Source organism: Larkinella bovis, from assembly GCF_042655385.1.
Taxonomy (GTDB): Bacteria; Bacteroidota; Bacteroidia; order Cytophagales; family Spirosomataceae; genus Larkinella; species Larkinella bovis.
The window spans coordinates 494028-520152 of record NZ_JBHSMA010000004.1 but is presented as its reverse complement, the minus strand read 5'-3'; the positions used below and the strand labels follow the sequence as shown (position 1 = coordinate 520152).

Here is a 26125-nt window from a genome sequence, read left to right as displayed (position 1 = left end):
CCTTGATGCGGTCGGGGCATAGTTCTCGTCGTGTCCATACACAAAGCTATCAAAAATGCTATTGTAAAAAACAAGCAAAACACTTGTACGATACAAGTAGCGGAATGTTCCGCTACCGTGCCTAATGCAGTAATTTTATGGAAGATGATCGGGTCTACCTTTTTAAACAGACGCTCTCCTGATTTTCCCTTCCAACACGAAACCACCAATAATCATAAAAATTCCTCAATGAAAGCGATCAATGAGCAAGAGATCCTTTTCGATGATCTTGCAATTTTAGAAAAACTGATTGGTCAAAAAGAACTGGCCATCACCTCTGCAAATGCCAATTGCGATTGCATTGGCTACTCAACATCAGACGATGAAGAATCTGATCCCGATCAAATCACCTCAATTACTGATTAAACCTCTTGACGATCAGCATTTTTATGTCGTCAATTGTGCCTATCCCAACTCGCTCCGTCTTCTCAATCGGGCGCAGTATGAGATTCTTGCTGCCATTGATAATCGGACTTCGATAATAGCCCTGAGTGACCAACTCGCTATTTCGTCGGAAAAGTTAGAGGAATTTTTAAGCTTACTGGCCCAAACCGAAATTATCCGGTTTGATCATCATTTCAGCATACCCCAAAGACCATCCAGTCCAAAATCGCTCAATTTCTGGATTCATACCACTAATCGGTGTAATCTGACCTGTAGTTATTGCTATATCTCAACACTGAATACGACGGCTGGCATGTCAGACTCGACCAGGCAGCAGTTGCTGAATAAAATGGTCGAAACAGTTCAGAAACGCAAAATCAATAGCATCAAACTCCGGTTGGCCGGAGGAGAACCCCTCAGCCAGTTCAAAGCCTGGAAGGGGTTCATTCCCCAAGCGCAAAAAGTGTTGCGGGAAGAAGGTTGTCAGTTGGAATGCGCGTTTATTACCAATCTGACCATTTTAACCGACGAAATACTGGAATTCTCCAAAGCGTATCATATCTCCTATGGGATTTCGGTGGATGGGTTGGACGAAGATCATGATAGAACCCGAACCTTTAAATCAGGGACGGGGAGTTTCAGCCTCATTGATCGAAATTTGAGAACCTTGCTGGCGCATCAGATTCCGGTCTCGACTAACACCGTTGTAACAAACCATAACTTGGCAGGTTTACCCCGTCTAACCCGCTATCTGATTGATCTGGACGTTCCGTTTCGCTATTCGATTGTCAAAGGCGAAGCCATTGATGCTCAATTACTGGAAAAATACCTCTCCGAGTCCTATATGATAATGAAAAACGCCATCGGGCAGGGGTGGCGTTTTTCCCGCCGTCATCAATTTTATGATCTTAAACCCAGCGAGTTAGGTTTTCAAACCTGTGCATCGGGCTTTTCTGGCGGGGCCATCTATGTAGATGGTACGGTCAATTATTGCCATGTTCATTTCGGGGATCAGACTGAGCTTTCCCACAACCTCTTCAATATGGATATGGATTTGGTCGATATGATTGAGCAGGGCAGCCACTATGAAGACATGAAATCCAACGATTGTCAGACCTGCCGCTACAAGTCGGTTTGTACCAGCGGCTGTCCAGTCTATCGGGTAGGTGGTAAAGACCCGCAATGCAGCCTCTACCACCGGTTTATTCCGATGATTTATGAATTGCAGGCCCGAGAACGATTGAAATTGCTTCAGGATTATAGAATGATAGCCCAGCAGGGAGATGCCGTTTTGTCATGATGGTGTTTTCTCGTTAAACTCTTGTGCCCTAGGAGGTCGTCTTGGCTATTGTGATATCTATCATAGCGTTGCTGGCGACGTTTTATCAGTTATATCTGCAACGGCTTCATAACGAAAAATCCCTGAAACCATTGGGCCAAATCGATCTACCCGACTATAACAAGCAGGTCGCCGTTCATATTCGTAATAATGGATTAGGTCCATTGATCATTGATCGGCTGACCTTCATTAAAGACGGCCAACCGTACCCCACGATTGATGATTGCCTGGAGCTCGATCCGAGATCGTATATGCGCATGTTTATCAATGACCGGGTGAAACGTGTGGTGCTGCCGAACGCTTATCTGGTCGTTTTTGAAACCCAATTTGAAGTGGATGAAAGCGAGGCCGAAATTGATCGTGCCCGAGAGCAACTGGCACCGATCACCTTAAAAGTAGAGGGACGAGACATTTACGACAATAAAATCATGCTAGAGCGAGATTTTCAATGGTTTTCCCGATACATAGGGAGGAGTGAAGGGAACCTAAAGCGTAACTAAGCAGCGATATATACTTTATGCCGGGATTATTTATAAATATGTGGAATGTCAAGTTTTTTGATCAAAAAACTTGACATTTTTCGAGGAACATGCTATTTTAGAAGCATGACCAGGCTTGCCGAAACCGTTGCCCAACAGATCGATCAACTCCCAGAGGACACCTCTTTCGGGTATAGCGAGTTGGCGATTCCCAAACAGGACTATCTGACGACCGCTAAAGTGCTGGAACGTCTGCAAAAGAAGGGCGTCATTAAAAAACTCGCCAAGGGGATCTTCTACAAGCCCAAGCAAACCATCTTTGGCGAGAAAAAGCCGGACGAACAGCAACGGCTCAAGCCATATCTCTATCAAAACGGTCAACGGACAGCATACATCACTGGCGACTACCTATATAATCAACTGGGGCTGACGACCCAAATACCGGCGGTGATCAAAATAGCCAGCCGCAACCGGCGCATTTTTGTCAACACCGGCGCTCTCAAAGCCACGGCGGTCAAAAGCTATGTGGATGTGACCGATGATAATTATCAATTGTTGGGATTTCTGGATGCGATGAAAGATCTCAAACAAATCCCGGACGTCGATGTGGGCAATGCTCTGGTCATTTTTAAAGGCCGGATCAAACAGCTTAAACCAACCCAACGGCAGGCCATGATCGACTATGCGCTGGCTTATCCGCCCCGGGTGAGGGCTTTGCTGGGGATTATCCTGACGGATTTAAACGAGCCGAAAGGCATCGACAAGCTACGGGACAGTCTGAACCCCCTGACAACCTTTGACCTGGGCATCAATGATAACGTACTGCCGGGCGCATCCGACTGGAATATTCAATGAAACTGCACGAAAACCGCGACCTCTTTGCCGATGCCGTCACCATCACGGCTCAGCAGATGAAGCTGCCCGAAATTTATGTCGAGAAAGACTATTGGGTGACGCTGGCTTTGCAACGCATTTTTACTGGATCGCTCGCGGAATTCACGGTGTTTAAAGGGGGCACGGCGTTGGCCAAATGCTTTTCCTTTATCCAGCGTTTTTCCGAGGATATCGATCTGGTTCTTTTAAAAGCCCCCGCGCTTTCGGCCAATCAGCTTAAAGAACGGCTCAAGCGGATTAGCAACGCTGTTTTGGAATGGCTACCGGAACAAGAAATAACGGGGATTACCAATAAAAAGGGCATGATCCGCAAAACAGCCCATTCCTATTCGCGGATATTTACCGGTGATTTTGGCCAAGTACGCGACTTGATCATTCTGGAATCGAGTTGGCTGGGTTCGTCGGAACCGGTGACAACGGGCCAGGTCAGTTCGTTTATTTATCAGATGCTGAAGGCGAGGGGACAGGACGAATTAGCCATCAAGTGTAATCTGTTGCCGTTCGAGGTGGTTCTATTGGCTCCCACGCGCACCTTATGTGAAAAAGTCATGAGCTTGGTTCGGTTTTCTTACACTGAGAAACCGCTGGTGGACTTACGCAATAAAATCCGTCACGTTTACGATCTACATCAGCTATTACAGCAAGAAGATATTTCGGCTTTCTTCGATTCCGATGAGTTTGCGGGGATGTTGCACAAAGTGGGCCGGGATGACGAAGTCAGTTTTCGCAACAATAAAGACTGGCTGTATCGGCATCCAGCTGATGCATTGCTCTTCTCCAATTTAGATAGCGTTTGGCCGGAATTACGGAGCACGTACTACGGTTCCTTCAAAAATCTGGTTTTTGGCGAGTTACCGGCTGATAAAGCTGTGTTTCAAACGTTGACGCGGATTAAAAAACGCCTTGTTTCGGTAGACTGGACTATTGAAAAGGCCAATTCTTGACACGAAAAACTAATTTCAATGCAACATGAAAAACTAATTTTAGTCCGGCCATATGTGCTATAGACTGTTGCGGTATCATTAATCAGGCAAAGGTGGGGCATCTTGGCGATTATTATTTCAATTTTGGCGTTGCTGGCCACATTTTATCAGTTGCATCTGCAACGGATGCATAATGAAAAATCCCTGAAACCCTTAGGGCAAATTGATTTACCCGATTATAAAAAGCAAGTGGCGGTTCATATCCGGAATAATGGCTTAGGCCCGCTGATCATCGACCGGCTGACATTTGTCAAGGACGGCCAGCAATACTCAAGTATTGATGATTGCCTGCATCTGGATCTGAAATCATATATGCGGATGGCCGTCAGTGATACAATGAAACGCGTCGTGCTGCCGAATACTCATTTGGTTGTTTTTGAAACCCAGTTTGAAGACCACGAAAACGAAATTGAAATTGATCAGGCTCGCAAGCAACTGGCTTCCATTACCTTAAAAGTAGAAGGGCGGGACATTTACGACAATAAAATCATGCTTGAGCGTGACTTGCAATGGTTTGCCAGAAATATTCAGGAAAAAGCCATTGAGCAAAAATTCACACCTGGAAATTGATAAACTCGCATTCCGCCCCCTCAGTGGAGGGGAATAAATGGGGATGACGGTCAGTTGCTAATCAGAAAAATACAATAGCTGCAAAATGTTAGTTCGAAAAACTGCAATTCTGTTCAATTGCCTTACAGCTTTACAAAAACAGGGGGCCCCACCTGATCAAGCGGAAAATGTAAACACACTTTGTCCGTGTATTTTAATCGAATATGTTCTTCTACAGTTCCTAAATTTCCATTATACGCTAGGTAAGAAGGAAAGTCTTTTTCTTGAGCCCAATTGGTCACTAAATTCACAAACATCCCAACAGCGGTTGAAGCCAAAACACCGTTTGGCCATACAACCTGAGGTCTTCCACCAACTTTACCATACTTTGCTGCCTCCAGAGCTAGCTTTCTATCAGTAAGAAAACCAAAGCAACTCATGCAGGGAGAGCCAGGGACCGATAGAATAACTTGACCGGAGATAGAAGGTGGTTCCTCGTCTATCTGGTGAACATCCATACCAATATCAATGTAGGAAATAAGATAGCGACGGCATTCCGCTTCTAGCTGCTGCCGTTCCGAATAAGTATCAACACCTCCCAGCACTACATCACAGATTTGCAGAAGTTCTGGCTGATTTTGCCAGCGGCAGTTCACCGCGATTATATTTGCTGTTGGTATAACCTTTCTAATTATACGTTTAGCTACGGACGTTTTAAGAGTTGCCTTTTTTATATCGCTAAACCATGCTCCAACCAAGCGGTTTAGATTAGTATCCTCTACAATATCATCGTCGAAAATAATAATATTTTTGACACCCAAATGGGCCAATTGCTGGCCGAGGTGTGAACCGCCACCACCATAGCCGATGATTCCAACTTTAATATTTTCGAATAAAAATTGTGAAGATTCGCCTAAAAAGGATTGTCGGTCATATACTTTGCTCTCCAACTTTTTCTCGACGGAAAATGACATCAGCATCGGTTTACCGACTATAGAAATCGATTTTGGGTGCAAATATTTTTTCTCACCAGCAATTTTAACTGATGCATAGAATGAATCCTTACTTAAAATCAATATTCCATTTGCTTGAAAGGGCGCTATATTGGCAAAACTTTCAACTACTCCAGGTAAACTACTTTTATCAGTTCGACTAGGGTAAGGTTTACCACAGTGATCGTGTAAGTGGACGTGGAAACATCCGCCCTTTTTTTCTAATGAACGTTGCATGGCTGCCCGGATCGCTCCTGAACTTATTTTGGCTCCTACGTATTTATCTTCGATGTAATGATCATCCTCGACAGGAACATAATCTGTAGCAATAATAAGAACGGTGCCGTTGGCAATAATTTTGGACGTTGTATGCAGGAAGCCTACCCGTTCGTAGGCAAAAGAGTGGGTGCGACGAAGGTCGCCAAGCATTTTTTGATGTAACGCCTGTGGAATGCGTAGACATATGGTATTGTTTCCTTTTTTCACTTAACGAAGAGCTTTCAAGTGAATACTTAATATTTCGGCCAGCCGCAACCCAGGCTGGGTTTGCCAAGAAATTGCAAACCAGTTTCGTTCTAATACACGAATGGTACTATTCCAATTTCGTTCCGGACCGCCAGTTATTTTCTCAGAGAAGAAGAGACGTGAGTTATATCCTTCTCTTGGAACTGAACAAAGCAATGCATCTACGATTTCGGGCTGACAACCATTTGGCAATACTAGCCCTGAAATATAGATATAGGTGTAGCCCCCCTCTGGAGCTATGCTCAGATTGGGGGCTATCGTTTTCAATTCGCTGACTTCTTCTTCCGGGAAATCCATGATTGTAAGATTAGTTTAGGAAGAAGATCCGTCTCTTACGTGTGAAATAAACTGCTCACCACCCTTAATCACGACTGTAGCTGCATCGTCAAGTGGAGTAAGCTTATGGCCTTCTAAGGCATCCATTTCATCCGACGCTTTGACATTGCCGATTTTCTTTAGCTGGGCTACGGTATAGGTGCCTCGTTTTATTTTGTGCTCCACATTGTTAATGCGAATGACAACTTCTAATTTTTTTATGTAGAAATGTTCAATGCCGGGCCGCGTCAGATCAATTCTTTCGTTATCTCCGATCAGGTTATCTTTGTAGTCTCCGGCAATCGACAACCAAATTTCATCACCTTCCTCAATCTCGCCCAGTTTCCGCAATTCTGTACCCGTGATAAATGGCTTATCCCAGCTATATTTTTTGTCACCTAAACGGAGATCGAGTGGCTGACGAATATAAAATTTTTCAATACCTGGCCGGGCAAGGTCAATTTCTTCCTCGTTCGGAATCAATACATCATCCCAAGGGTCTATAAGTGACATATAGAGATCTTGTTCGGGAGCCAAGCCAAACATTTTTCTTAATTCGGCTCCTTTAATGTACTGATGCGGCCAAGTATATTTATTATCCTGGAAGGTGAGGACGAGAGGGTCGATGCCTCCTGCATCGTTGGCCCGATTAATTTGGTTGTCTGTCATTTTTTTTAGTGCCGTTTGATTTAAGCGACACTAACTCTAACGCAAACACAATGCCATTTGTTCCTTTGGTGACACAGTTTCATGTGCAATACAAGAAATGCATGCATTTGTGACACAAATGGCAGTATATTTGTGGTCATTTTATGTTTTAGACAATAATGACTATGCCAAAACTTTATTCTTAAACGGACAATTTGTCACTCTATGCAACATGAAATCAATGTAAACGCTTTAGGCGAGGCTATTCAACGGCAACGCGAAGCAAAAAAGCTAACCGTTAGGGCAGCGGCTGAGCAGATGGAAAGTGTAAGCCCTTCAACACTGTCACGAATTGAGAGGGGTAGTTTACCTGATTTAGATACCTACATGCGAATTTGCCGCTGGTTAAATGTAGACCCTGCGCATTTTGCAGTTGAACCGATCGACAAGGCCGTTTCAGAAAAGAACACATCATTGAAAAAGGAGGATATTATTGTACATTTAAGGGCAGATAAGTTATTAAATCAACAGACGCGGGAAGCTTTGATTACAATGATTGAAGTTGCTTACGCAGCGGCTCGACGTAATGTTTTACCAAATGAAGCACAGTCTACTACGCAGGGGATTTAAGAAAGATGCTGAAACGTGGTCTATTGAAATTAGAGAAAAATTAGGTGTAGAAGCCACTGGTGCATGTCCGGCACGCTGTGTTGCCGACCTGCACGGAGTCTCGGTTACACCTATTCAATGCCTTAGCGGATTAGCTCAAAATTTCCTTTATGATGAATTTCCGGACCAACAGGATATCGATAAAAAGATGGCCTTGTTACTTAACCGGAATGGTGAATTTTCAGCAGTAGTTGCAATAGTTGGAGGGTTTAAAATGATTTTATTCAACTCTGATCACTCACCTGCCCGCCAAGAGAGTGATATTATGCATGAATTAGCCCATATCATTTGTGAACATCCTGGCGACTGCTTACAACTCAATGCCGATATTGCTCTTCGTCAATACAATGCCCAACACGAGGAGGAGGCTAAATGGCTAGGTGCAACATTGCAGGTCCCAGATCAAGGACTTTTCACATTAGCGCGTTTAGGATTAGCAAATGCAGCCATAGCCGATATTTATGGCGCCAGTTTGGAAATGGTTGTCTTTCGTCGGAAAACCTTGGGTATAGATTTACGCCTATCCCGTCTTAAAAAGTTCATTCGTTGATTATAATAGAATTAAAGAGTTTTGTTTATAAAATTGGTCTACTTCTGGGCATCTAATAAAATAGCTATAGGCGGTCGGAGATTTTAATCCTGTTCAAGGATTCAACCATTTTGTTTTTATTAGTTGAATATAATGGGGAGTGCAAACCATTAATTATAAAAATAGACTCTCAAACAATTGGTGGCTGAACTAAGTCTGTAGAACAGTCGAGTACTACAATTACCACCGTTATTATGTGTGTAGTAGTCATTACTTGATCTGACAGTAAGGGGGAAAATTAACTGTCAGTTGCCGCCTTCAGCGTTGACCAATTGAACTGTTGCGATGTAGTCTGATCCACTGCTTCCTGTTCGGCTTCCGCTTGCACAGAAGGAAAAAAAAGTGGGTTTGCCAACTGCTCCAACAACTTTTCCCTGGCTAAGTCAACGGTATCCATAAACGTCTGCATTGGGGTTTTACCAAAGCAATGCTTGCCCGAATGGGTTCGTTGCTGCGGGGCCGCCCGTGCGGTTATAGTGATTCATCCACAAATCTACATCCTGCTGGAGTTGTTCCAAACTGGTATAGAGCTTTTTACGGAAAGCAATCGCATAAAACTCATCTTGAATCGTCTTGTGAAAACGTTCACAAATACCGTTGGTCTGCGGGCTTTTAGCCTTAGTCTTCGAGTGATCGACATCTTCGAGGGCTAAAAACAACTGATATTCGTGTTGCTCTCGATTACCGCAGTATTCCGTTCCCCGGTCAGTTAGTACCCGTAAAAGCCGTAGTTGATGCTGTTCATAGAAAGGAATAACGCGGTCATTGAGCAGATCAGCAGCCACCAAGGCATTCTTACGATCATACACTTTTACAAACGCTATTTTCGCATAGGTATCAATATAGGTCTGCTGGTAGATATGGCCTACGCCCTTGATATTCCCCACATAATAGGTGTCTTGAGCCCCTAAATAGCCAGGATGGTGCGTCTCAATCTCACCCATGGCCTGCTTTTCCTGTTTGGCCTTTTCTAAAGCGGCAAGCTGTTCTTCGGTCAGAATAATACCCTCCTGGGCGACTTTGGCTTCTAAGGCTTTCAACCGCTTAGCGAATGTTTCTACATCATGCCGTAACCAGATGCTGCGGACTCCACCAGGTGAAATCACGATGGCTTGTTTTTTCAACTCGTTCGATACCCGGAGTTGACCTAAAGCGGGTTGTTCAATGGCCATCTTCAAAACAGCCTGCTCAATGGATTCTTCTACGCGATTTTTCGGGCATGGCTTGCGACGGCTCATTTCTTGAAGTGCCATCTCACCGCCTTGGTCGTAGAGTTCTTTGAAGCGGTAGAAACTATCGCGCGAATAGCCCATAATGCGGCAGGCTTTCGAGACATTCTGAAGTTGATCGGCCAAGTTGAGAATGCCCAACTTGTTCTTGATGATCTTCTGCTGTGTTGTCATTGGCTTAATCGTTGGTTTAAAGTTAGAAAACTTGTAAACTGTCAGATTAAGTCTTGACTACTTCATATTATGAATGGCTGAACAACTTAATGCCTGCAGATGTCTATAATGGCTGGGCTGGAATCACGAAAGTCAGCTGAGCGACGCATCCTTTCTTTTTCTGCCTGTTTGTCCACTTTTACTTGACGAGGTATGTAAGCTTCCCTCTAATTGTAAGCTTCCCTGTTGACGTCCCCCCGCAAAACGAGACGGGTGATAATTAGAGATTTTCGGTGGCAAAAACAGGTCAAAATCGTAAATTTTCACCATGAAAAAGACCAAATTCACCGAAGCACAAATAGCATTTGCGTTGCGGCAGTCAGAGACCGGCACACGCGTAGAAGAGATCTGCCGCCAGTTGGGTGTCTCCCAGGCCACTTTCTTTAATTGGAAGAAAAAATTCGGCGGCATGGGCATTTCCGAGCTACGAAAGTTGCGTCAACTGGAAGAAGAAAATGCCCAACTCAAAAAGCTTGTTGCAGACTTAAGTCTCGATAAGCAAATGCTTCAGGATGTGATAAAAAAAAAGTTGTGAAGCCTCCCTACAAGAAGGAAATGGCCAATTGGTTAGTGACCAATTATCGGGTCTCAATTCAACGGGCATGCCGTTGTGTACGGTTGGTTCGATCCATGTATTATTATAAGCGGCATCGTCGTGATGAAACCCTGTTGAGCATGCGAATGAAGGAAATTGCAATGACAAGGGTGAGATATGGTTTCTGGCGGATTTTTATCCTCTTGAGAAGGGAAGGTTTCAGCGACAATCACAAGCGTATGTACCGTGTCTACAAGGCGTATGGGTTGAATTTAAGGACTAAGCGGCCACGGCGTAATCGAAGTGCAGAACATCGGTTGGAACGACTGGACACTCAAGCAATAAATAAGGTCTGGAGCATGGATTTTGTGCAAGATGCCCTCTTCAACGGTGAACGGTTTAGGGTGTTAACTGTAGTGGATAACTGTAGTAAAATTTGCCACAGCTTATTGCTTGGCAAATCGCTGAAAGGAGCCGATGTCGTTGCTGAATTGAACCGCATCTGTTTGATCGAGGGGTGTTTTCCTGAGCGCATACAATGCGATAACGGAAGTGAATTTATCTCGAAGGAAATGGATTTGTGCGGGGCGGCCCGTGCCGGCCTACTCGAATGGCGTAACCCTGGACTTTTCCAGACCAGGAAAACCCACAGATAACCCATATGTGGAATCATTTAATGGTAAATTCCGTGATGAGTGCCTTTCAGTCAATTGGTTCTTGTCGCTGTCAGATGCTCAGGAAAAAATTGAGGATTTTAGGTGGGAATACAACCACTTTAGACCACACAGCTCCCTGAACGATTTAAGCCCAAAAGAATTTGTTAACTTACACCAAGAAACACCGGAAACTCTATTAATTACCGTCTGAAAATCCGGGAGGGCCTCAAAAAATCGCAAAAGTCTAAATACTCATTGTCCTAATTTGGGTAAGGCTACAGACTCTAAAATTACCGTTAAGTAAATACTTAATAATATATCTTTTAATATATTTCATGATTTATACCTTTATAATACTTTATGTAAACATAACTAATATACTTCTATATCAAAATTTTTCAAAAAAACCTCCATACTATTGTGACAACAAATTTGAGCCTGAAATGGGTAAAATTTCAATTTTAGGCGAATTTACAGAATAGGTCCGAAATCTAGAAAAATTAACATAATAAAATTGTTTTTCCCGAGTAATAATTGAAATATAATTACCCTTTTAATTTTATATTATTATAAACCCTAATTTAAATTAACTAGCTATGTTTTGTAAGGATCAGTCTATCACTTTTCTTAAATCGTTTGGCTATAATGTCGTCCGTGTTCCTAAAGCAGACATTCAGCCACTACAAATCCTATCGCTGAAGAAGGGTATATTAAACCCACTTGGTGAACTTTCAACTCTGCTATTAGCTGGTAACCAAGCTAATCTAACTACCATTAGGCGTGATATACCAACGGCTAATATTTCAGGTCAGAAAACGAGTGAACTAAGTTTAGGAGTTGGGATTGCTATTCTTGGTTCGATTATTGGTGCGATGGGGGGATCTAAACTTGGATTAGAGACAAAATACAGCCAAGCTCGTACAATAACGTTCGAATATGCTGATGTTCTAAGTGATACGGTTGAGATTGCAGCCCTCGACCAATTCCTTGCTGACGCAGATGTGAACCCTTTGTCACAATTTGTAAGTCAAATGCTTGAAGCTGATGATATTTATGTCATCACTGCAGTTATTAAAAGCAAAAAATTTAGTGTTGAAGCAAAGAAAAAGAACGGAACTAATGTGGAGATTAGTATTCCAGAAATTAAAGGAATAGTTGGTGGAGATGTTAGTATATCTGGTCAAAATGATACAACTACTAAAGTAACATTTGAAGGCCCGATTCCTTTAATATTTGGATTCCAAGCCATCCGTTTAATTTATGAGGATGGAAAATACACTGCTTTCAAATCATTAGATGCAGGAGGTGGGGCTTTATCTGCAACAAGTTTAGAACCTCTACAAAATCTCAGTACAAGTGACCAAGAAAATCACGAATACTTAATTTTGGACGGGGGCCTCACAAATCTATAGTTCTCACACAATTATTCTTTTTTAATGCCCGGCCATAAATGACAATAACCTCATTTATGGCCGGTACCTTTTAGTATTTAACTTTTTACTATATGGAAAATAATAATGACAACCCTAAGCCTGATGACTCACCAAGGGGAAATGAAATCCCTATTGATGATAAGAAAGGAAGGTTTAATTTCAATCCTAAAAATTTAGACAAGACAACGATAGCAATTCCACTTCTTCGGTTAATTGAGAAAGAAAATAAAAATCGGCTAAAAAAAAGTAAAAAAGATCAACTAACGACCGAAAAGGGTATTGGAGTAACATCCGATTCTCAATCAGAGCAAGGTTACAATGTGATCATCGATTTAAATCTACGTTTTGAAGGTGGGCGTCAGAAAGCACGAGAGCGGGTAGAAGAGTTAATAAAAACGGCTATTGAAAGTATTCCACAGCGAGGAAACTCACAGATCAATGAAGCTCTAAGCCGATTCAATCCGCAATATATTTTTGCTTGGCTTCCTGGAGATATCATTCAGCTAATTACAATGCTTGATAATGAAGCCGCAGGAAAAGATAAATCTAAAAAGGCCATTTATCAAATATGGCCTGATTTCAAAATAGAGGCCTTCATGAATAAATCAATCAGCACTGTTAAAGCAGATGCTGCTCATTATTCTTTTTCTGCATCAGGCAATAATATTACTTGGGCCGTTATGGACTCTGGAATAGATAAGTCCCATAGACATTTCATCTTGCATGATAATATTCATTCTAACAACTCTTATCATTTAGATTTTACTGCTACTGCAGGTAATGAAGACCCATTCAAGGATGACTTCGGCCATGGTACGCATGTTGGGGGAATTATAGCAGGTCAAGTGATTGCTGATGACAAGAACCCCATTATTACGGTCACGCGAATGCGAGATGAGAAAGGGGATATAGCATTTATTGAAGAAAGTATCTCTACTATTTCTGGGATGGCCCCCCAATGCAAGTTAGTAAGCATTAAAGTATTGGATAAAGCAGGTGCTGGCCAGGTTAGTAGCTTAATTGCTGCTATTTCACATATTCAAGAGATAAATGGCTATGGTCGTGATATCAAGATACATGGCGTAAACATGAGTCTTGGCTATAATTTTGATCCAGAATGGTTTGCTTGCGGGCAGAGTCCACTTTGCGTAGAAGTCAACCGATTAGTTAAATCGGGAGTCGTGGTCGTAATTGCAGCAGGAAATACAGGGTATGGTAATCTGCAATCAAAATTCAGAGGTAGTGTAGCGGCAGGGTTATCACTTAGTATTAATGATCCCGGTAATGCAGAGCTGGCTATTACAGTAGGATCCACTCACCGAGATCAACCTCACACCTATGGAGTCTCCTATTTTTCTTCAAAAGGACCAACAGGCGATGGACGGCTTAAGCCTGATTTACTTGCTCCAGGCGAAAAGATTATTTCATGTGCTGCTGGTGCGAAGAGACGAGTAAGTGGTGCTACTCAAGTTTTTGACTATATAGAGGATAGCGGTACAAGTATGGCGGCTCCTCATGTATCTGGTGTAATCGCTGCTTTCTTATCTATTCGTAGAGAATATATTGGTCAACCTGAAGCCGTAAAGGACTTGTTTTTGTCAACGGCAACCGATCTAAAACGGGATCGATTTTTTCAGGGTCATGGTTTAGTTGATCTAATGCGGGCAATCCAGGCAGTATAATTATTTATTTTCAATACACTCATCTAATCGTATGGCTACACTTGCAGGTTTCCCTTATTTTGAGATTCAGTTTACAAAAGAGGGTATAGTTTTTCAACCAGAGGAGGTTACAGACTTAATTAATTTGCTTTCGGAATCACAAATAACAGACCTTTTGGTTCTTTCTCATGGCTGGAACAACGATATGGAGGAGGCTCGTAGTTTGTATCAGCGACTGGGAACTTTATTTGCGGCCGAAATAGCAAAACGGCCCGAATTAGTGGAAAGGAAATTCGCCATAGCAGCTGTTTTGTGGCCATCTAAAAAATTTGCCGAGGAAGATTTAATCGCTGGTGGAGGTGCTGCAAGTCTCACGACGGCAGCACCTACAGATGTCCTGATCAATCAATTGAGAGAGTTGCAAAATTTCTTCGATGGCGACGAGTCGACGGCTATTGTACAGCAAGCTATAGATAAAGTGGATCAATTTGGTGCAGACCTTAATGCACCGAGAAAATATGTAGCGCTTATTCAGCAATTAATAGCAAAGGCAAGTCCGGAGAAAGAAGGAGAACCCGAAGATTTTTCGGCAAGCCATGTAAATAAGAATGATCCGACGGATTTATTAAATAGGTTATCAGACGTTCGACTGGCAAATTCTACGGACTTTATAGGAGATTCCACTGGCCTTTCCGGCTCTAGTACTACCACTGACTTTAATGCAGGAGGAGGAGCAGGTGGTCTTTTCGATTTAAGTGGATTAACTAATGGGGCTCGTAACCTATTGAATTTCGCGACTTACTATCAGATGAAAGACCGGGCTGGAAAAGTAGGTGTTTTGGGATTAAATCCTATTTTAAAGCGAATTAAACAAACCTTGCCAAATTGTAAACTCCATTTAATTGGCCACAGTTTTGGGGCGCGAGTCGTAACAGCGGCGACTGCTGGCCCCGATACGATTTCCACTGTACCCATTGATACGCTTTCTTTACTTCAGGCTGCTTTTTCCCATTATGGATTTGCGGAAAATTATGAAGATGGAAAAGATGGCTTCTTTCGTAGTGTACTAACTCAACGCAAAGTGAAGGGACCGATTTTAATTAGCCAAACGCATAATGATAAGGCAGTAGGAGTAGCTTACGCTATAGCTTCCCGGATTGCCGGCCAAATCGGTGCTTTTTTAGGCGACCCGAATGATCTCTTTGGAGGCCTAGGAGCCAACGGAGCCCAGAAAACGCCAGCATCGAGTACACAATTTAACCTCGATTTCGGGTCAGTCTACTCATTTCAAATAAATACGTTATATAATTTGAATGCAGATAATTGCATTATGGACCACTCGGATATATGCCACCCTCAGGTAGCAAATGCAATTGTGAGTTCAATTGCAACCTAATTACATGCTTAGGTGAGCTAAATAAACCTGCTTATGATCTGCTAATGCGTATAAACTACTAGCCCTTATTCAATTCAGTCAATGGAAACTTCCTCACTCGGACAGGAGAGAAAGATTGTCCTTCATACCGGAGATATTTCCGGAAATTATAGCTGCGATACCTTTTCCGGTTCCACAATCCAAACCTCCGCTTTTGTTGCTATCTTACCTAGTTCGAAAAGCGCAAGAGTAGCCGCGCAAAGGTTGAAAAAGGAACTGGTAGAAAAAATTACGGATCCAGTGGGTAAAATTATCGGGCAGAATTCCAGCAGTTCCGGCACTTCGATTTTAGACTCTTCAACTTATCAACTTCCGGGACCGGATATCTGCTCTCACCTGCTGATCTGGGTTGGTAATGATCAAACAGCCGAAAAAGAAGCACTAGAACTGCTAGACGAATGGCTGGCAAAAGGCAAGAACTACATAGTCTTACCAGTTTTTCCAAACATACCCCAAATACATACCGTACTTCCTAAAAGTATCAGTCATCTGAATGCCACAAAATGGTCAAGCTCTTTCTACGGTGTCGTTTCTGCCATCTTTTCCCTCATCGGTCTTTCACCTGACCAGTTGCGGGTTTTTATCAGCTATCGCCAGGGTGAAACCCGACACCTGGCGGAACAATTGTTTGATGCTCTGTCAAGACTTCGGTACGACGTTTTTTTGGACCGGTTTAAAATTCCGCTGGCTGTTAACTTCCAGGAATATCTGACCCAGGAACTAGCGGATAAAGCAATGATCATAGTATTGGAATCAAAAACGTTCTATGAGTCTGAATGGACTGTTTATGAAGTGAGCTTTGCCACTAAAAACCGGCTTGGCCTTATGGCCCTTCAGATGCCCGGAGCCAAGCCAGATTCCAATAGCAAAAAATACGTAACGGGGATCAGTGAGCAACAACGAATAAAATTAGACATAACCGATTTTAAAACAACAGACGAAACAGTAGACCTAGAAGTAGATACCCTCGACCTAACAGAGGATGCCCTTGACCGAATATTGCAGCGAATCACGACCGAGCATCACCGTGCCCATGCCTTCCGATTAGACTACCTGACGGAGTCCGTCCTAAGCGCCTTAAGATTAGCAGGCACCTCCGAACCGGAATTACGGAACGATGGACTGATTTACGTTCAACCCAAGGCTGCCTCTGGATCCAACCAGCAGTATGTAATTGCCGTAACGACACGCCCCTTCGATTTCCCTGATGTTCATAAAACGCACACTCGGCTCCCTTCGCCCACTGGCCAGCCGCCCCAATTCGCGATTGGGATACTGTTCGGACCACCCGCCTTTTGGATAGAGGCAAATAAAGCGCGATTCAAATGGTTGACGGGAATCAGTAAAATCTACGCCTTCGATGAGGGAGAACTGAGTTCGATGGCCGACAAATTAGCCGGGGGAACACTTTACTAATTTTAATATTATGGAACGACGATTAAACGGCAAAACTATCTTTCTATCGGCCAGCATCCCTCGGCATGTACCAGAAAAAGACCCCAAATACGTCAAGATAGACTCAGACGCGGCTCCCAAAATTGAGCAGGCCATTGTCAGTCTCGCCCGAACAGTATTTTTCGAAGGTGGGCAACTTGTATTCGGTGGGCACCCTACCATTGCCCCACTGGTCGCCCTAGTAGCCGCCGAATATTCTAGCCCGACTCTATCTGCAGAAGATTCAGATTGGAAACCTATCATAATATACCAGTCTCGCGTCTACGAGAACGAGCTACCTGATGAAACCTGGCGTTTATTCCGTCTTGGCTATGCCGAGATTCGCTGGACAGAGGAACAGAATGACAACGAACTGGTTGCTGGTTTTAAACATAAACATGCCAATAGTCTGACCCATCTACGCACCAGGCTGATTAACGAAACGAAACCAGATGCTATAGTTTGCATTGGGGGCATGGAAGGAGTTGAGCACGAACTAACATTATTTAGTACGCAAAGAATCAACTTTAAAAAGTATGTTTTAGGAAGTACAGGTGGCGCAGCTTTTATTATTTCCAAAAATCCAACCCCATTTCTCTCAACTAACGATGAGCTACCTATCACATTCATCGACCAGGAAATTCAGGAAAAAATTTCACCCGTAAACGACCCCGAAACGCCCAAGTATTTTAAAAATGCCTATGTTCCTTTCCCACTCATCATGCAAGAATTAGTAAAGGATCTACTAAGGTGACCCCAGTATCCTTAGCTATTCTTTTTCTTACTAATCAATATGAAGACATTCTAATCAATATGAAGACATTGGCGATTGAATTAATAAGAATAGCCAAGGAAACATCAGCTAAAACTCTAGATCTGGGTCGTTGTGGGCTGACGGAGTCAAATATCCCTCAGGAATTATTTACGCTGTTTGAACTGGAAGAACTGATTCTAAGTAACGAGTATTTTGACAGTTCTCTTAGTAAGTGGGTTCCAAGTAAAAACACTGGGAATGAAAATTATTTTTCTGTACTACCGACTGAGCTCTCTAAACTCAGAAGTCTGAAAAAACTATCGGTAGGCGGAACCTTTGCCAAACGCTGGGAGATAAGAGATCTCAGCGTTCTGGCTACCATGCCATCTCTGACTTCTTTGTTTTGTGATAGCAATCAAATTACTGATCTGTCACCACTTAGTTCTTTACCACTTTTAACCGAGCTTTCTTGCAGTACGAATCCCATTAAAGATCTTATTCCACTCAGTTCCTTAACTAATTTACGGCAATTGTATTGTACAGGTATTGGGTTATCGAATCTAAGCCCTCTAAAAAACCTGACACAGTTGGTTTCATTATACTGCTTCAATAATCAGATCAGCAATCTATCACCTTTAGAAGTATTAGAAAATTTAACTGATCTGAACGTTAAGAAAAATCAAATAACCGACCTTTCATCCTTAGCCAAGTTAAAAAATTTACAGCAACTGAATTGTAGCGAAAATCCACTATTTGATTTAACCCCACTCGCAAAACTTTCTCGTCTGGAACGTCTAACCTGCTTTAAGTGTCATATTTCAGATTTACGGATGTTAGCTAATCTGCAATCATTAACGAAAATAGATTGTCAGTCCAATTCGATTGCCGAATTAACACCTCTGTCGTCTCTACAGAACTTAAGAAAACTGTATTGCGGCTACAATAAATTAACCGACTTGTCGCCGATCTCTGGCTTAACAGAATTAAGGCGGCTTTTCTGTTACAACAATAAGATTGCCAGTCTTGCTCCACTGGCTAATCTAACGAAGCTGGAGGTGCTATATGGAAGTGATAATGAATATATCGATCTGTCTCCTCTAATCCATTTAAATGCCTTAAGCGAGCTAGATTGCAGTCGTAATCAGATTCAAGATCTTAGTCCGATTTCCGGCTTAAAAGAACTACGCATTCTAAAGTTTGCCCGAAATGAGATCTGGGATATATCACCCGTTACGAATCTTTTGGAATTGAAAGAACTTAATTGCAGTCGGAATAAAATTGAGAGTTTAATGCCGATTCAAAATCTATATGCCCTCGAAAAACTTGATTGTCGACATAATCAATTATCAGACTTAAAGCCTTTAGTAAATCTAATATCGCTGAAAGAAGTGAGTTGTACTGACAATCCGTTGAGAACACCACCGATGGGGGTTGCCCAAGAAGGTATTCTTTCAATACGCTCCTATTTTAAGTCGATCGATAATTCAAATCTTATTAATGCAAATCTTATTCTTAACACCGAGCTTAAGCTCATTGTCCTAGGCAATAGTACATCTGGAAAATCGTCATTTATTGAGTGGCTACAAACGGGTAAAATCTCACCCAAACGTGACACTACACATGGAATGGTGACGGCCAGATGGAAGCCTACGTTTACCATTGGAGGTCAGAAAAAGGTTAATGTAAAAATACTGGATTTTGGAGGGCAAGAGTTTTATCACGATGCACATCACCTCTTTCTCAGTAACAATGCTCTATATGTTATACTGTGGGATAAGCGGCAAAACAAGCATAGTATTACGAAAACAAAGCTGTTTATTCATGGTATTGAGCAAGAGGTCGATCTGGAACATTTTCCAATCGATTATTGGCTATGGTGCGTTAACCAGTATGGAAAACCTGAATTAGATAAGAAAAGAAACAAATTAAATGTTCATGCCTTGCTAGTTCAAAACCGAATTGATGAGACAGATAATGAACGCGAGTGGTTAGATCAGAGCTTTTATAAGCAGAAATACCCGTTTATTTACGATTTTATAGCTACAAGCTTACTAAAAAACCAAGGTACTTCGATTCTAAAAGAATTTATTAAGGAGTTTTGCCAGCAGTCGACAATTATAGGTGAAGAAATACCGGAATTTTGGCTAACAATACGTGATCGTCTGATTGACCAAGAAGAACGCAAAATAACTTACCTCCAGTTTAAACAGATTTGCCAATCTATTAATCCATCTATTAATGAGGAGGCTATCTATTTTTTGTGTTTGTTTTTACACAATACGTTCAATTTACAATACTTCAAAGACGGACCTGTTCCAAGAGATGACGAATGGGTAATTACGGATCCAACTTGGTTGACAGAGCAAATATACAAAGTGTTGAATGTGGATCTGGCTACGAAAAGCGGGCGATTTACAAAGGAATATGTACGGGCGGTTCTAAGTGAAGATAAGTCCGACGCAGATTGTCAGACCCTCTTGGATCTTTTATTACGTTTTCAATTAGTAGTTAAAGTTAATGATGAGTTAGAAACCTTTATTGCACCCCAATACCTGCCCGATTACCCGTCAGTAGAAACCCGTTTCTTCTTAGTTAATTTTAAACCTTTTTTTCGTTTCAACTTTAAAGGATTTCTACACAGGAAAGTAATCTTTGAGATTTTCAAAACCTTTTCTAGTGATACTTCTGATAATTCAATTATCTGGAAATACGGGTTAATTATCCAAAAAGAAGGAGAACAGTTGCTAATAAAAATTCAACGAGACCTGAATAGTATTGAATTATCAACCGGGGATAATGTAGCGTTGAATTCTGAATTTTTCCAGAGTATTATTGAAAAAATAAGAGTGATAAATTGCCTTTATGAAGTAAAAGAATGTGTTTCGGTTGACCGCAGAACCTTCATCGAGCTATCGACTATAGAACGTACTGTTAATGCCCGGTTAAGCGAATTTTCGTTTAATAATAAGTACTATCGGGTAGCACAGTTCCGTGAATTCTTAGTATATGTGCCCTCCGTCAATACTCGCTATTTAAACCTAAAGGTTTTTATTTCATATTCTCGACACGACAAGCAACTTCGTGATGAACTGGAAACTCATTTAAGCAGTCTACGCCGGGAAGGTTTAATTGACCTATGGCATGACGGCATGCTTGAACCAGGGCGGGAATGGGATATACAGATTAAAAATCAATTACAACAGGCTGACCTGGTCTTACTATTACTCAGTCCCGATTTTATTAATACTGATTATACCTGGGAGATTGAATTACAGGAATCTCTAAATAGGCATACCGACGGCACCGCCAGAGTCGTCCCAATTCTACTTCGTGCGTGCTACTTCGAAGGCCTGCCTTCTATCTCATCTCTGGCTATTATTCCGGCAAAAGCAAAGCCAATTGATTCTCCAAATCGCGCCGAGCGAGACGTTGCTTGGAAAGGGGTTATTCAAAGCCTTAAAGAAGTAATTGAAACCTGGGCGTTGACAAATTCCTGATTCACGAAATTCGCCACTAATTGCAAGTGCTAGCCAACATACATTAATAATTGACATTAATGATACGCTTGATCGAAAATAATAACTCCTAAGCTGTTACCTCAAGACACAATTCCCGTATTTCTCTGCTATCGTAGAAATGGCGGGACTGATGAAGCCACCAAAGTTTTTGAATTAATTCATGGTCAATGTGTCCCATTCCCTAATGCCGTAGCCATTGTCAAGTAGAAAACAATTTTTATTTTCACTTAACGCAATGGTTCCTAATGAAAAAGAACACTTTCTCCGAAGCCAAGATTGTTGAGATCCTCTCCCTGGCCGGAAAAAGCAAATCGATCGACGAAATTTGCCGGGAGCACAACATCTCATCCGCCACATTTTATAATTGGCGTCAAAAGTACGGCAGCATGGATACCGATGAGCTCAGAAAGCTCAAAGCTTTAGAAGCCGAAAACGCTCGATTAAAGAAGATGTATGCCGAGCTAAGTATTGACCATCAGATCCTTAAAGAGGGGTATGAACTAATAAAAAAGCTATAAGCCCCACTACCCATCTGGAGTTGGTGAGAACAGTAGCCGGGGAACAGCAGGCTTCGATGCGTCGGGTCTGTCGGGTATTGGGGCAACGACGAGCAAGCGTCTATTATAAACTCAGACGAGCCAATGAGGATGACCAGATTGCTGACCAACTGAAAGTGCTTACCATGCGGCATTTAAATTGGGGCTTTCGACTCTTGTTCAATTATTTGAGGTTGGTTGGTCATTGCTGGAATCATAAGAAAGTGTACCGCATCTACCGATCACTAGAGTTGAATCTGCGCAAGCCGATCAAACGTAAAAAGATCAAACGGGATAATCCTAATACGTTGGCAGCTAGTGCCGTTAACCAAGATTGGTCATTGGATTTTTTATCTGATAAGGTTAATAGTGAAACGCAAATACGCATTCTGAATGTCATGGATGAGTTTAGCCGGAAATGTCTGTTAGCGGTGGCTCAGCCCAGTTTCAAAGCTCGAAAGCTGATGCGGTATTTAGAACAAATGGTAGAAACGTATGGCCGCCCACAGTACATCCGTTGCGATAATGGGTGGTCCGCCACCGCGGCCGGAGTTGATTAGCAAGCAAATGGACAGGTTTGCCAAGAAGCATAAGATTGAAATCCGGTATTCGCAGCGGCATCGGCCGTCCGACTGGAAAACCCATGCAAAATGGACGGTTCGCCGTTGCGATTAGTTGAACGTTTAAATGGGACCTTAAGGAGAGAATGTCTCAACCTGAAAGTGTTTCAAACTACGACCCAATTGCAAGCGGCCCTGGATGATTGGTGGCAAGTGTACAATTTTGAAAGACCTCATTCGGCACTACGGTATCAAACGCCGGATACGGTCTATCAAACCAGTGTAAAATTCCAACATACAATGGTTACGGCCTAGGGGAGCAGGATACCACCTCAGGGTGTTTACTCTGATTAATACTTATCATAAGGGGAAAAGTGCTTGGATTAAACAAGATAGCCTTAAATTTCCTCAAGATGTAGCTTATTTAGACTCTCAATGGGTAGTTTTAACCCAACAAGACGCTTGAAGTAGACAAGGTGGGACAGTATTTAGAACAAATGATTTAAAAAGTGGTAAACCTTTTTTGACTATAAATCCAACAATTATGCCTGTTGACGGAGTTTCTATTATTTCGAACCGTTGGCTTTTGTTATATCATTTAAATGAGCATTATCAGTCGGAGCATAGTAAATTTGTTCACATATTCGATTTAAATAATAAAGATGCTACTAGAAACCATTTCAGTTTTTCACTCGATGCAGATGCGCAAAAATTTGTTACAAATAAAGATAACATTTATATTGGAACAAAAAATGGATCTATTTGGTCAATTGACCTTAGCAAGGAAATTCGAGAACCAATAAAAATATATTCGCACGATAAAAAAATTACAGCACTTGCTATTTCAGATGATGGTAAATTGATTGTAAGCGGTGACGAAACCGGTTCTGTCCGTATATTGTCATTGAAGGATATGTCGCAACCTTCTTTAGTATTCAAGCCTTATTCGGCTAAAATTGACATTCTCAGAATATCGCCTAACGACAAATGGATCGCCGTGTCAGCTATAGAAGAAGCACCGAGGCTATTCTGCCTTGATAAACAAATACTTTCTACTGCTCTTAAAAATGCTGCTGGGCGTAATTTGACAGAAGATGAAAAGAAACGTTTTAGTACAAAGTGATTATTATTTACTATCAATTAACTTATAGGATCGATTGGCAAAGGAAACCACGGCAAATTAACGGACTCTAAAAATATATGGAAAGTTTTCATTAGTAGAAATGAGATACTCTTTACGATTTAAATGCCAATAATTTTATTTGCGACCATTAAAATGGTTATTAATGAAAGACTGCAAAAGTATTGAAGTAGCAATAAATTTTTAATATCATATGGCATCCGATAAATCGATCCCATCTTTTACCGATACTTTTCTTAAGCAGCTTTCAGGTACCGATCCTATTATTTTTAAAAGCCTGCTTAACGAAGACCGGGCACCGTATAGGCGCATCGCGATTATAAACTATATTATTTTAAATCTTATCGTAATAACCGGTGGGGCACTTATCTATTCTTTTAAATACGAACTCGCTGCCACTGTAGCAACATTAATCAGCGCTGGTTTTACCGTCGGCTTTCTGCAGTTAAATATCCGGAAGTTAATTAACAACATAACGCTTGAGTTAAAATTTATTTTTGTTGTCGCAGCTTTGATTAACTGCTTGTTAGCAAGCTTAGCCTTATCACTTTTTTCCATAGCTAGATTAAGAGACCTATCCATTGTAGACATTTCCTATTATTGGACAATTGAAAATACATTCTTATTTATACTAGGCTTCTTTGGAATGGCATCGCTCCAATACTATTTATATATAACTATTACAAGCACGCAGAATGACTTTTATCATCGTTTATTGACCGAACGACAAAAATTACTATCGGAAGACCTTGAAAGGCAACGTGAACAGATTGCCCAACAACTGCGTATCAATCTAGAAATTCAGAATACTAAAACCTCTTTACAGGAAATACAAGATAGTGACGAAGTATTAGATGTCGAGCTAGCGAAAACCATAGAAGAATTATCCGGTGAAACCGATATTGATAAATTACATTCCGCAGCTTCATTTCAATTGAATCGAAAGAATATCCAAAAAGCACTTCAATATATTAACTACGCAATTGAACTGGATGACGAAAAAACAATCCAGGACGCAGAGTATTTTCCCCGCCCTGAACTCTATGAATTAAAGGCCAGAATTCTAAATACCTTAGGCGATACTGAACGGGCCAAAGTGATGTTGGATCGTTATGTTGAGTTAAATGATGAAAATAAATACCGGCAGAACCTTACCCGAGAAATCATCCTGGAACGAGTAGTCATTGAGAACCTTCCTTTTTTTGGAAACCTCAATTGGAACTTCACGTCCGGTATGAATATCCTGCTCGGGAAAAATGGTTACGGCAAAAGTCATCTGCTACGCTTACTAGCAGCCTTGTTGTATAATGACAAGCAGAAGATTCGGGATTGGATTCCAACTACTACGCCGATCAATGCCAGGGGCAGGTTATATGTCAGCAGTGATCACCCAATCAACGAAGAAGCAATTACCAGTTTAACCAGCGAACTGCAGAAACTGGCCAAACAAAGAAGTGAGCTGTTGACCGGTGAACCGCTGACTATCAACGCAGGCCCGTCTCCTCGCTTGAAATCCAATGACAAAAAAATGGAAGAGCTTCAGGAAAAGATTGATGCCGAACGGCGACGAATTTTTGTCAATAAAGAAGGTATTACCAGCAATATTGGACGGGTACCGATACTGGCTATTCCAGATTCACGTTTTATTGACCGTTCTCAATCAGTCATTAGGAACAACAGCACTATCTCCGTCGATCTAAAACGGGATGGAGCTACAGAGTTTTTGTATTACCTTCCATTCGGGCCTATCATTAACAAAGGGTTATTTATTGTTGCACAGAACAATAGTTTTGATTTTGAGCAAGAGCCCTACAGCTTAATCGAACGTGTTATTTCCGAACTCGCTGGCAACCGGACAGGAATGGGGACGACTGAGTCTTTTTTCAAATTCTCTCGCATAGAAAGTTCCTCAACGACCGGCGATTATAAACTCTACGTTAAAATTGAGGAGAGTCAGGAAGAGGTGCAGTTACAGAATATTTCTCAGGGAACGTTCTCCATTCTGGCTATTTGCCTGATGATCTATCGCTTTTTAATTGAACTGCGCCCTGCTAGTCCAAATTCGCTAAAAGAGAAAGCTATCGTATTTATAGACGAAATTGACGCCCACCTTCATCCAAGCTGGGAGCAGAAGATTATCGGGATTCTAAGAAGAGAGTTTCCGAACGTGCAGTTTTTTATTACCGCTCACAGCCCGCTGATTGTCGCCGGTTGTCTAGAGAATGAAGTAGCTGTCATTCGCCATACAGACAACGGATTTTCCCTCGAACAAAGCCGGGAAAATTTTATCGGAAAGTCGACCCCGGAACTGTTTCAGAAAATTTTTGAAATCGAAGATAAAGATGAACTTTTTTTATTATATTCTACCCGCAATGAAGATGAGATTAAAAGTTGGATCGAAAAACTTGAGAGCGTAAAGCAGGAAGAGGGCTTGAATTTGGATCAGAAAAAAGAGCTGGATGGGCTTTACCAACAGTTAAATTACATCGAACAGGTCAATGCAATCCGGTCAGAAAAGGCAAAATCAGCGGCGCAGTTATCGCAGGTTTCCTTCTTACAGCAACGTGTAGCTCATTTGGAAGATAAGCTTTCCAATAATAATAAAATGAAGTAAC

The 26125-nt window shown here is 41.8% G+C and carries 22 protein-coding genes and 2 pseudogenes; 20 read left to right on the top strand and 4 right to left on the bottom strand.

Annotated elements, in window-relative coordinates; translation table 11 throughout:
• The first annotated feature begins 30 nt into the window (after window positions 1-30).
• From ACFPMF_RS16205 to ACFPMF_RS16180, 6 genes are all read left to right on the top strand, one after another.
• A complete protein-coding gene (locus tag ACFPMF_RS16205; RefSeq protein ID WP_379847000.1) occupies window positions 31-405 on the top strand; it encodes a hypothetical protein in 375 nt (124 codons plus the stop codon).
• A complete protein-coding gene (locus ACFPMF_RS16200) occupies window positions 362-1723 on the top strand; it encodes a radical SAM protein (RefSeq protein WP_379846998.1) in 1362 nt (453 codons plus the stop codon). The genes ACFPMF_RS16205 and ACFPMF_RS16200 overlap by 44 nt, the downstream gene beginning before the upstream one ends.
• A gap of 68 nt (window positions 1724-1791) precedes the next feature.
• Window positions 1792-2262, top strand: a complete 471-nt coding sequence (locus tag ACFPMF_RS16195) for a hypothetical protein (RefSeq protein WP_379846995.1) — start codon at window positions 1792-1794, stop codon at window positions 2260-2262.
• A gap of 105 nt (window positions 2263-2367) precedes the next feature.
• A complete protein-coding gene (locus tag ACFPMF_RS16190; protein ID WP_379846993.1) occupies window positions 2368-3096 on the top strand; it encodes a DUF6088 family protein in 729 nt (242 codons plus the stop codon).
• The gene (locus ACFPMF_RS16185; RefSeq protein ID WP_379846991.1) at window positions 3093-4079 is read left to right on the top strand and encodes a nucleotidyl transferase AbiEii/AbiGii toxin family protein; all 987 of its coding nucleotides are present in this window, start codon (window positions 3093-3095) and stop codon (window positions 4077-4079) included. Before ACFPMF_RS16190 ends, ACFPMF_RS16185 begins: the two co-directional genes overlap by 4 nt.
• 102 nt (window positions 4080-4181) lie before the next feature.
• Window positions 4182-4688 (top strand): hypothetical protein, encoded by a 507-nt coding sequence (locus ACFPMF_RS16180; RefSeq protein WP_379846988.1) that lies wholly within the window; start codon window positions 4182-4184, stop codon window positions 4686-4688.
• Between the two features lie 122 nt (window positions 4689-4810).
• Here the strand turns inward: ACFPMF_RS16180 and ACFPMF_RS16175 are convergent, their stop codons facing one another.
• Genes ACFPMF_RS16175 through ACFPMF_RS16165 form a run of 3 tightly spaced genes read right to left on the bottom strand, consistent with a single transcriptional unit; the run spans window position 4811 to window position 7168 of the window.
• Window positions 4811-6145, bottom strand: a complete 1335-nt coding sequence (locus ACFPMF_RS16175) for a HesA/MoeB/ThiF family protein (protein WP_379846985.1) — start codon at window positions 6143-6145, stop codon at window positions 4811-4813.
• The gene (locus ACFPMF_RS16170) at window positions 6146-6481 is read right to left on the bottom strand and encodes a hypothetical protein (protein WP_379846982.1); all 336 of its coding nucleotides are present in this window, start codon (window positions 6479-6481) and stop codon (window positions 6146-6148) included.
• A gap of 15 nt (window positions 6482-6496) precedes the next feature.
• Window positions 6497-7168 carry a multiubiquitin domain-containing protein gene (locus tag ACFPMF_RS16165; protein ID WP_379846980.1) on the bottom strand — a complete coding sequence of 224 codons (672 nt, stop codon included), beginning with the start codon at window positions 7166-7168 and terminating at the stop codon, window positions 6497-6499.
• Window positions 7169-7372: 204 nt separating this feature from the next.
• Between ACFPMF_RS16165 and ACFPMF_RS16160 the strand changes: the two genes are divergently transcribed.
• Together ACFPMF_RS16160 and ACFPMF_RS16155 are read left to right on the top strand one after the other, a co-directional pair.
• Window positions 7373-7777, top strand: a complete 405-nt coding sequence (locus ACFPMF_RS16160; protein WP_379846978.1) for a helix-turn-helix domain-containing protein — start codon at window positions 7373-7375, stop codon at window positions 7775-7777.
• Window positions 7746-8366 carry an ImmA/IrrE family metallo-endopeptidase gene (locus ACFPMF_RS16155; protein ID WP_379846976.1) on the top strand — a complete coding sequence of 207 codons (621 nt, stop codon included), beginning with the start codon at window positions 7746-7748 and terminating at the stop codon, window positions 8364-8366. Before ACFPMF_RS16160 ends, ACFPMF_RS16155 begins: the two co-directional genes overlap by 32 nt.
• Before the next feature lie 277 nt (window positions 8367-8643).
• Here the strand turns inward: ACFPMF_RS16155 and ACFPMF_RS16150 are convergent.
• Window positions 8644-9808: pseudogene (locus ACFPMF_RS16150) on the bottom strand (IS481 family transposase).
• A 307-nt stretch (window positions 9809-10115) separates the two neighbouring features.
• Between ACFPMF_RS16150 and ACFPMF_RS16145 the strand changes: the two are divergent.
• From ACFPMF_RS16145 to ACFPMF_RS16090, 12 genes and pseudogenes are all read left to right on the top strand, one after another.
• A pseudogene (locus tag ACFPMF_RS16145) lies at window positions 10116-11249 on the top strand (IS3 family transposase).
• Window positions 11250-11634: 385 nt separating this feature from the next.
• Window positions 11635-12450, top strand: a complete 816-nt coding sequence (locus tag ACFPMF_RS16140) for a gasdermin (RefSeq protein ID WP_379846974.1) — start codon at window positions 11635-11637, stop codon at window positions 12448-12450.
• 92 nt (window positions 12451-12542) lie between these two features.
• Entirely contained in the window at window positions 12543-14153 is a 1611-nt protein-coding gene (locus ACFPMF_RS16135; RefSeq protein ID WP_379846972.1) for a S8 family peptidase, read from the top strand.
• Window positions 14154-14184: 31 nt separating this feature from the next.
• Window positions 14185-15528 carry a hypothetical protein gene (locus tag ACFPMF_RS16130; protein ID WP_379846970.1) on the top strand — a complete coding sequence of 448 codons (1344 nt, stop codon included), beginning with the start codon at window positions 14185-14187 and terminating at the stop codon, window positions 15526-15528.
• A gap of 81 nt (window positions 15529-15609) precedes the next feature.
• A complete protein-coding gene (locus tag ACFPMF_RS16125) occupies window positions 15610-16983 on the top strand; it encodes a toll/interleukin-1 receptor domain-containing protein (RefSeq protein WP_379846968.1) in 1374 nt (457 codons plus the stop codon).
• A gap of 10 nt (window positions 16984-16993) precedes the next feature.
• Window positions 16994-17755: an SLOG domain-containing protein gene (locus ACFPMF_RS16120; RefSeq protein WP_379846965.1), complete on the top strand. Its 762-nt coding sequence runs from the start codon at window positions 16994-16996 to the stop codon at window positions 17753-17755.
• A gap of 59 nt (window positions 17756-17814) precedes the next feature.
• Window positions 17815-21252, top strand: a complete 3438-nt coding sequence (locus tag ACFPMF_RS16115; RefSeq protein WP_379846963.1) for a leucine-rich repeat domain-containing protein — start codon at window positions 17815-17817, stop codon at window positions 21250-21252.
• Window positions 21253-21518: 266 nt separating this feature from the next.
• Window positions 21519-21791: a transposase gene (locus ACFPMF_RS16110; RefSeq protein ID WP_379846961.1), complete on the top strand. Its 273-nt coding sequence runs from the start codon at window positions 21519-21521 to the stop codon at window positions 21789-21791.
• A 23-nt stretch (window positions 21792-21814) separates the two neighbouring features.
• On the top strand, window positions 21815-22369 hold the full coding sequence (locus ACFPMF_RS16105; RefSeq protein WP_379846958.1) for a DDE-type integrase/transposase/recombinase: 555 nt from the start codon (window positions 21815-21817) through the stop codon (window positions 22367-22369).
• Between the two features lie 90 nt (window positions 22370-22459).
• Window positions 22460-22684: an integrase core domain-containing protein gene (locus tag ACFPMF_RS16100; RefSeq protein WP_379846956.1), complete on the top strand. Its 225-nt coding sequence runs from the start codon at window positions 22460-22462 to the stop codon at window positions 22682-22684.
• Window positions 22685-22913: 229 nt separating this feature from the next.
• On the top strand, window positions 22914-23492 hold the full coding sequence (locus ACFPMF_RS16095; protein ID WP_379846953.1) for a WD40 repeat domain-containing protein: 579 nt from the start codon (window positions 22914-22916) through the stop codon (window positions 23490-23492).
• 211 nt (window positions 23493-23703) lie between these two features.
• Window positions 23704-26124 (top strand): AAA family ATPase, encoded by a 2421-nt coding sequence (locus ACFPMF_RS16090; protein ID WP_379846950.1) that lies wholly within the window; start codon window positions 23704-23706, stop codon window positions 26122-26124.
• Window position 26125 lies beyond the last annotated feature (1 nt).

Bases quoted from the DNA above. Each gene is read 5' to 3' on its own strand.
- ACFPMF_RS16200 (WP_379846998.1), top strand. From the start codon at position 362: ATGAAGAATCTGATCCCGATCAAATCACCTCAATTACTGATTAAACCT.
- ACFPMF_RS16190 (WP_379846993.1), top strand. From the start codon at position 2,368: ATGACCAGGCTTGCCGAAACCGTTGCCCAACAGATCGATCAACTCCCA.
- ACFPMF_RS16185 (WP_379846991.1), top strand. From the start codon at position 3,093: ATGAAACTGCACGAAAACCGCGACCTCTTTGCCGATGCCGTCACCATC.
- ACFPMF_RS16170 (WP_379846982.1), bottom strand. From the start codon at position 6,481: ATGGATTTCCCGGAAGAAGAAGTCAGCGAATTGAAAACGATAGCCCCC.
- ACFPMF_RS16165 (WP_379846980.1), bottom strand. From the start codon at position 7,168: ATGACAGACAACCAAATTAATCGGGCCAACGATGCAGGAGGCATCGAC.
- ACFPMF_RS16160 (WP_379846978.1), top strand. From the start codon at position 7,373: ATGCAACATGAAATCAATGTAAACGCTTTAGGCGAGGCTATTCAACGG.
- ACFPMF_RS16155 (WP_379846976.1), top strand. From the start codon at position 7,746: ATGAAGCACAGTCTACTACGCAGGGGATTTAAGAAAGATGCTGAAACG.
- ACFPMF_RS16140 (WP_379846974.1), top strand. From the start codon at position 11,635: ATGTTTTGTAAGGATCAGTCTATCACTTTTCTTAAATCGTTTGGCTAT.
- ACFPMF_RS16135 (WP_379846972.1), top strand. From the start codon at position 12,543: ATGGAAAATAATAATGACAACCCTAAGCCTGATGACTCACCAAGGGGA.
- ACFPMF_RS16130 (WP_379846970.1), top strand. From the start codon at position 14,185: ATGGCTACACTTGCAGGTTTCCCTTATTTTGAGATTCAGTTTACAAAA.
- ACFPMF_RS16125 (WP_379846968.1), top strand. From the start codon at position 15,610: ATGGAAACTTCCTCACTCGGACAGGAGAGAAAGATTGTCCTTCATACC.
- ACFPMF_RS16120 (WP_379846965.1), top strand. From the start codon at position 16,994: ATGGAACGACGATTAAACGGCAAAACTATCTTTCTATCGGCCAGCATC.
- ACFPMF_RS16115 (WP_379846963.1), top strand. From the start codon at position 17,815: ATGAAGACATTGGCGATTGAATTAATAAGAATAGCCAAGGAAACATCA.
- ACFPMF_RS16110 (WP_379846961.1), top strand. From the start codon at position 21,519: ATGAAAAAGAACACTTTCTCCGAAGCCAAGATTGTTGAGATCCTCTCC.
- ACFPMF_RS16100 (WP_379846956.1), top strand. From the start codon at position 22,460: ATGGACGGTTCGCCGTTGCGATTAGTTGAACGTTTAAATGGGACCTTA.
- ACFPMF_RS16095 (WP_379846953.1), top strand. From the start codon at position 22,914: ATGCCTGTTGACGGAGTTTCTATTATTTCGAACCGTTGGCTTTTGTTA.
- ACFPMF_RS16090 (WP_379846950.1), top strand. From the start codon at position 23,704: ATGGCATCCGATAAATCGATCCCATCTTTTACCGATACTTTTCTTAAG.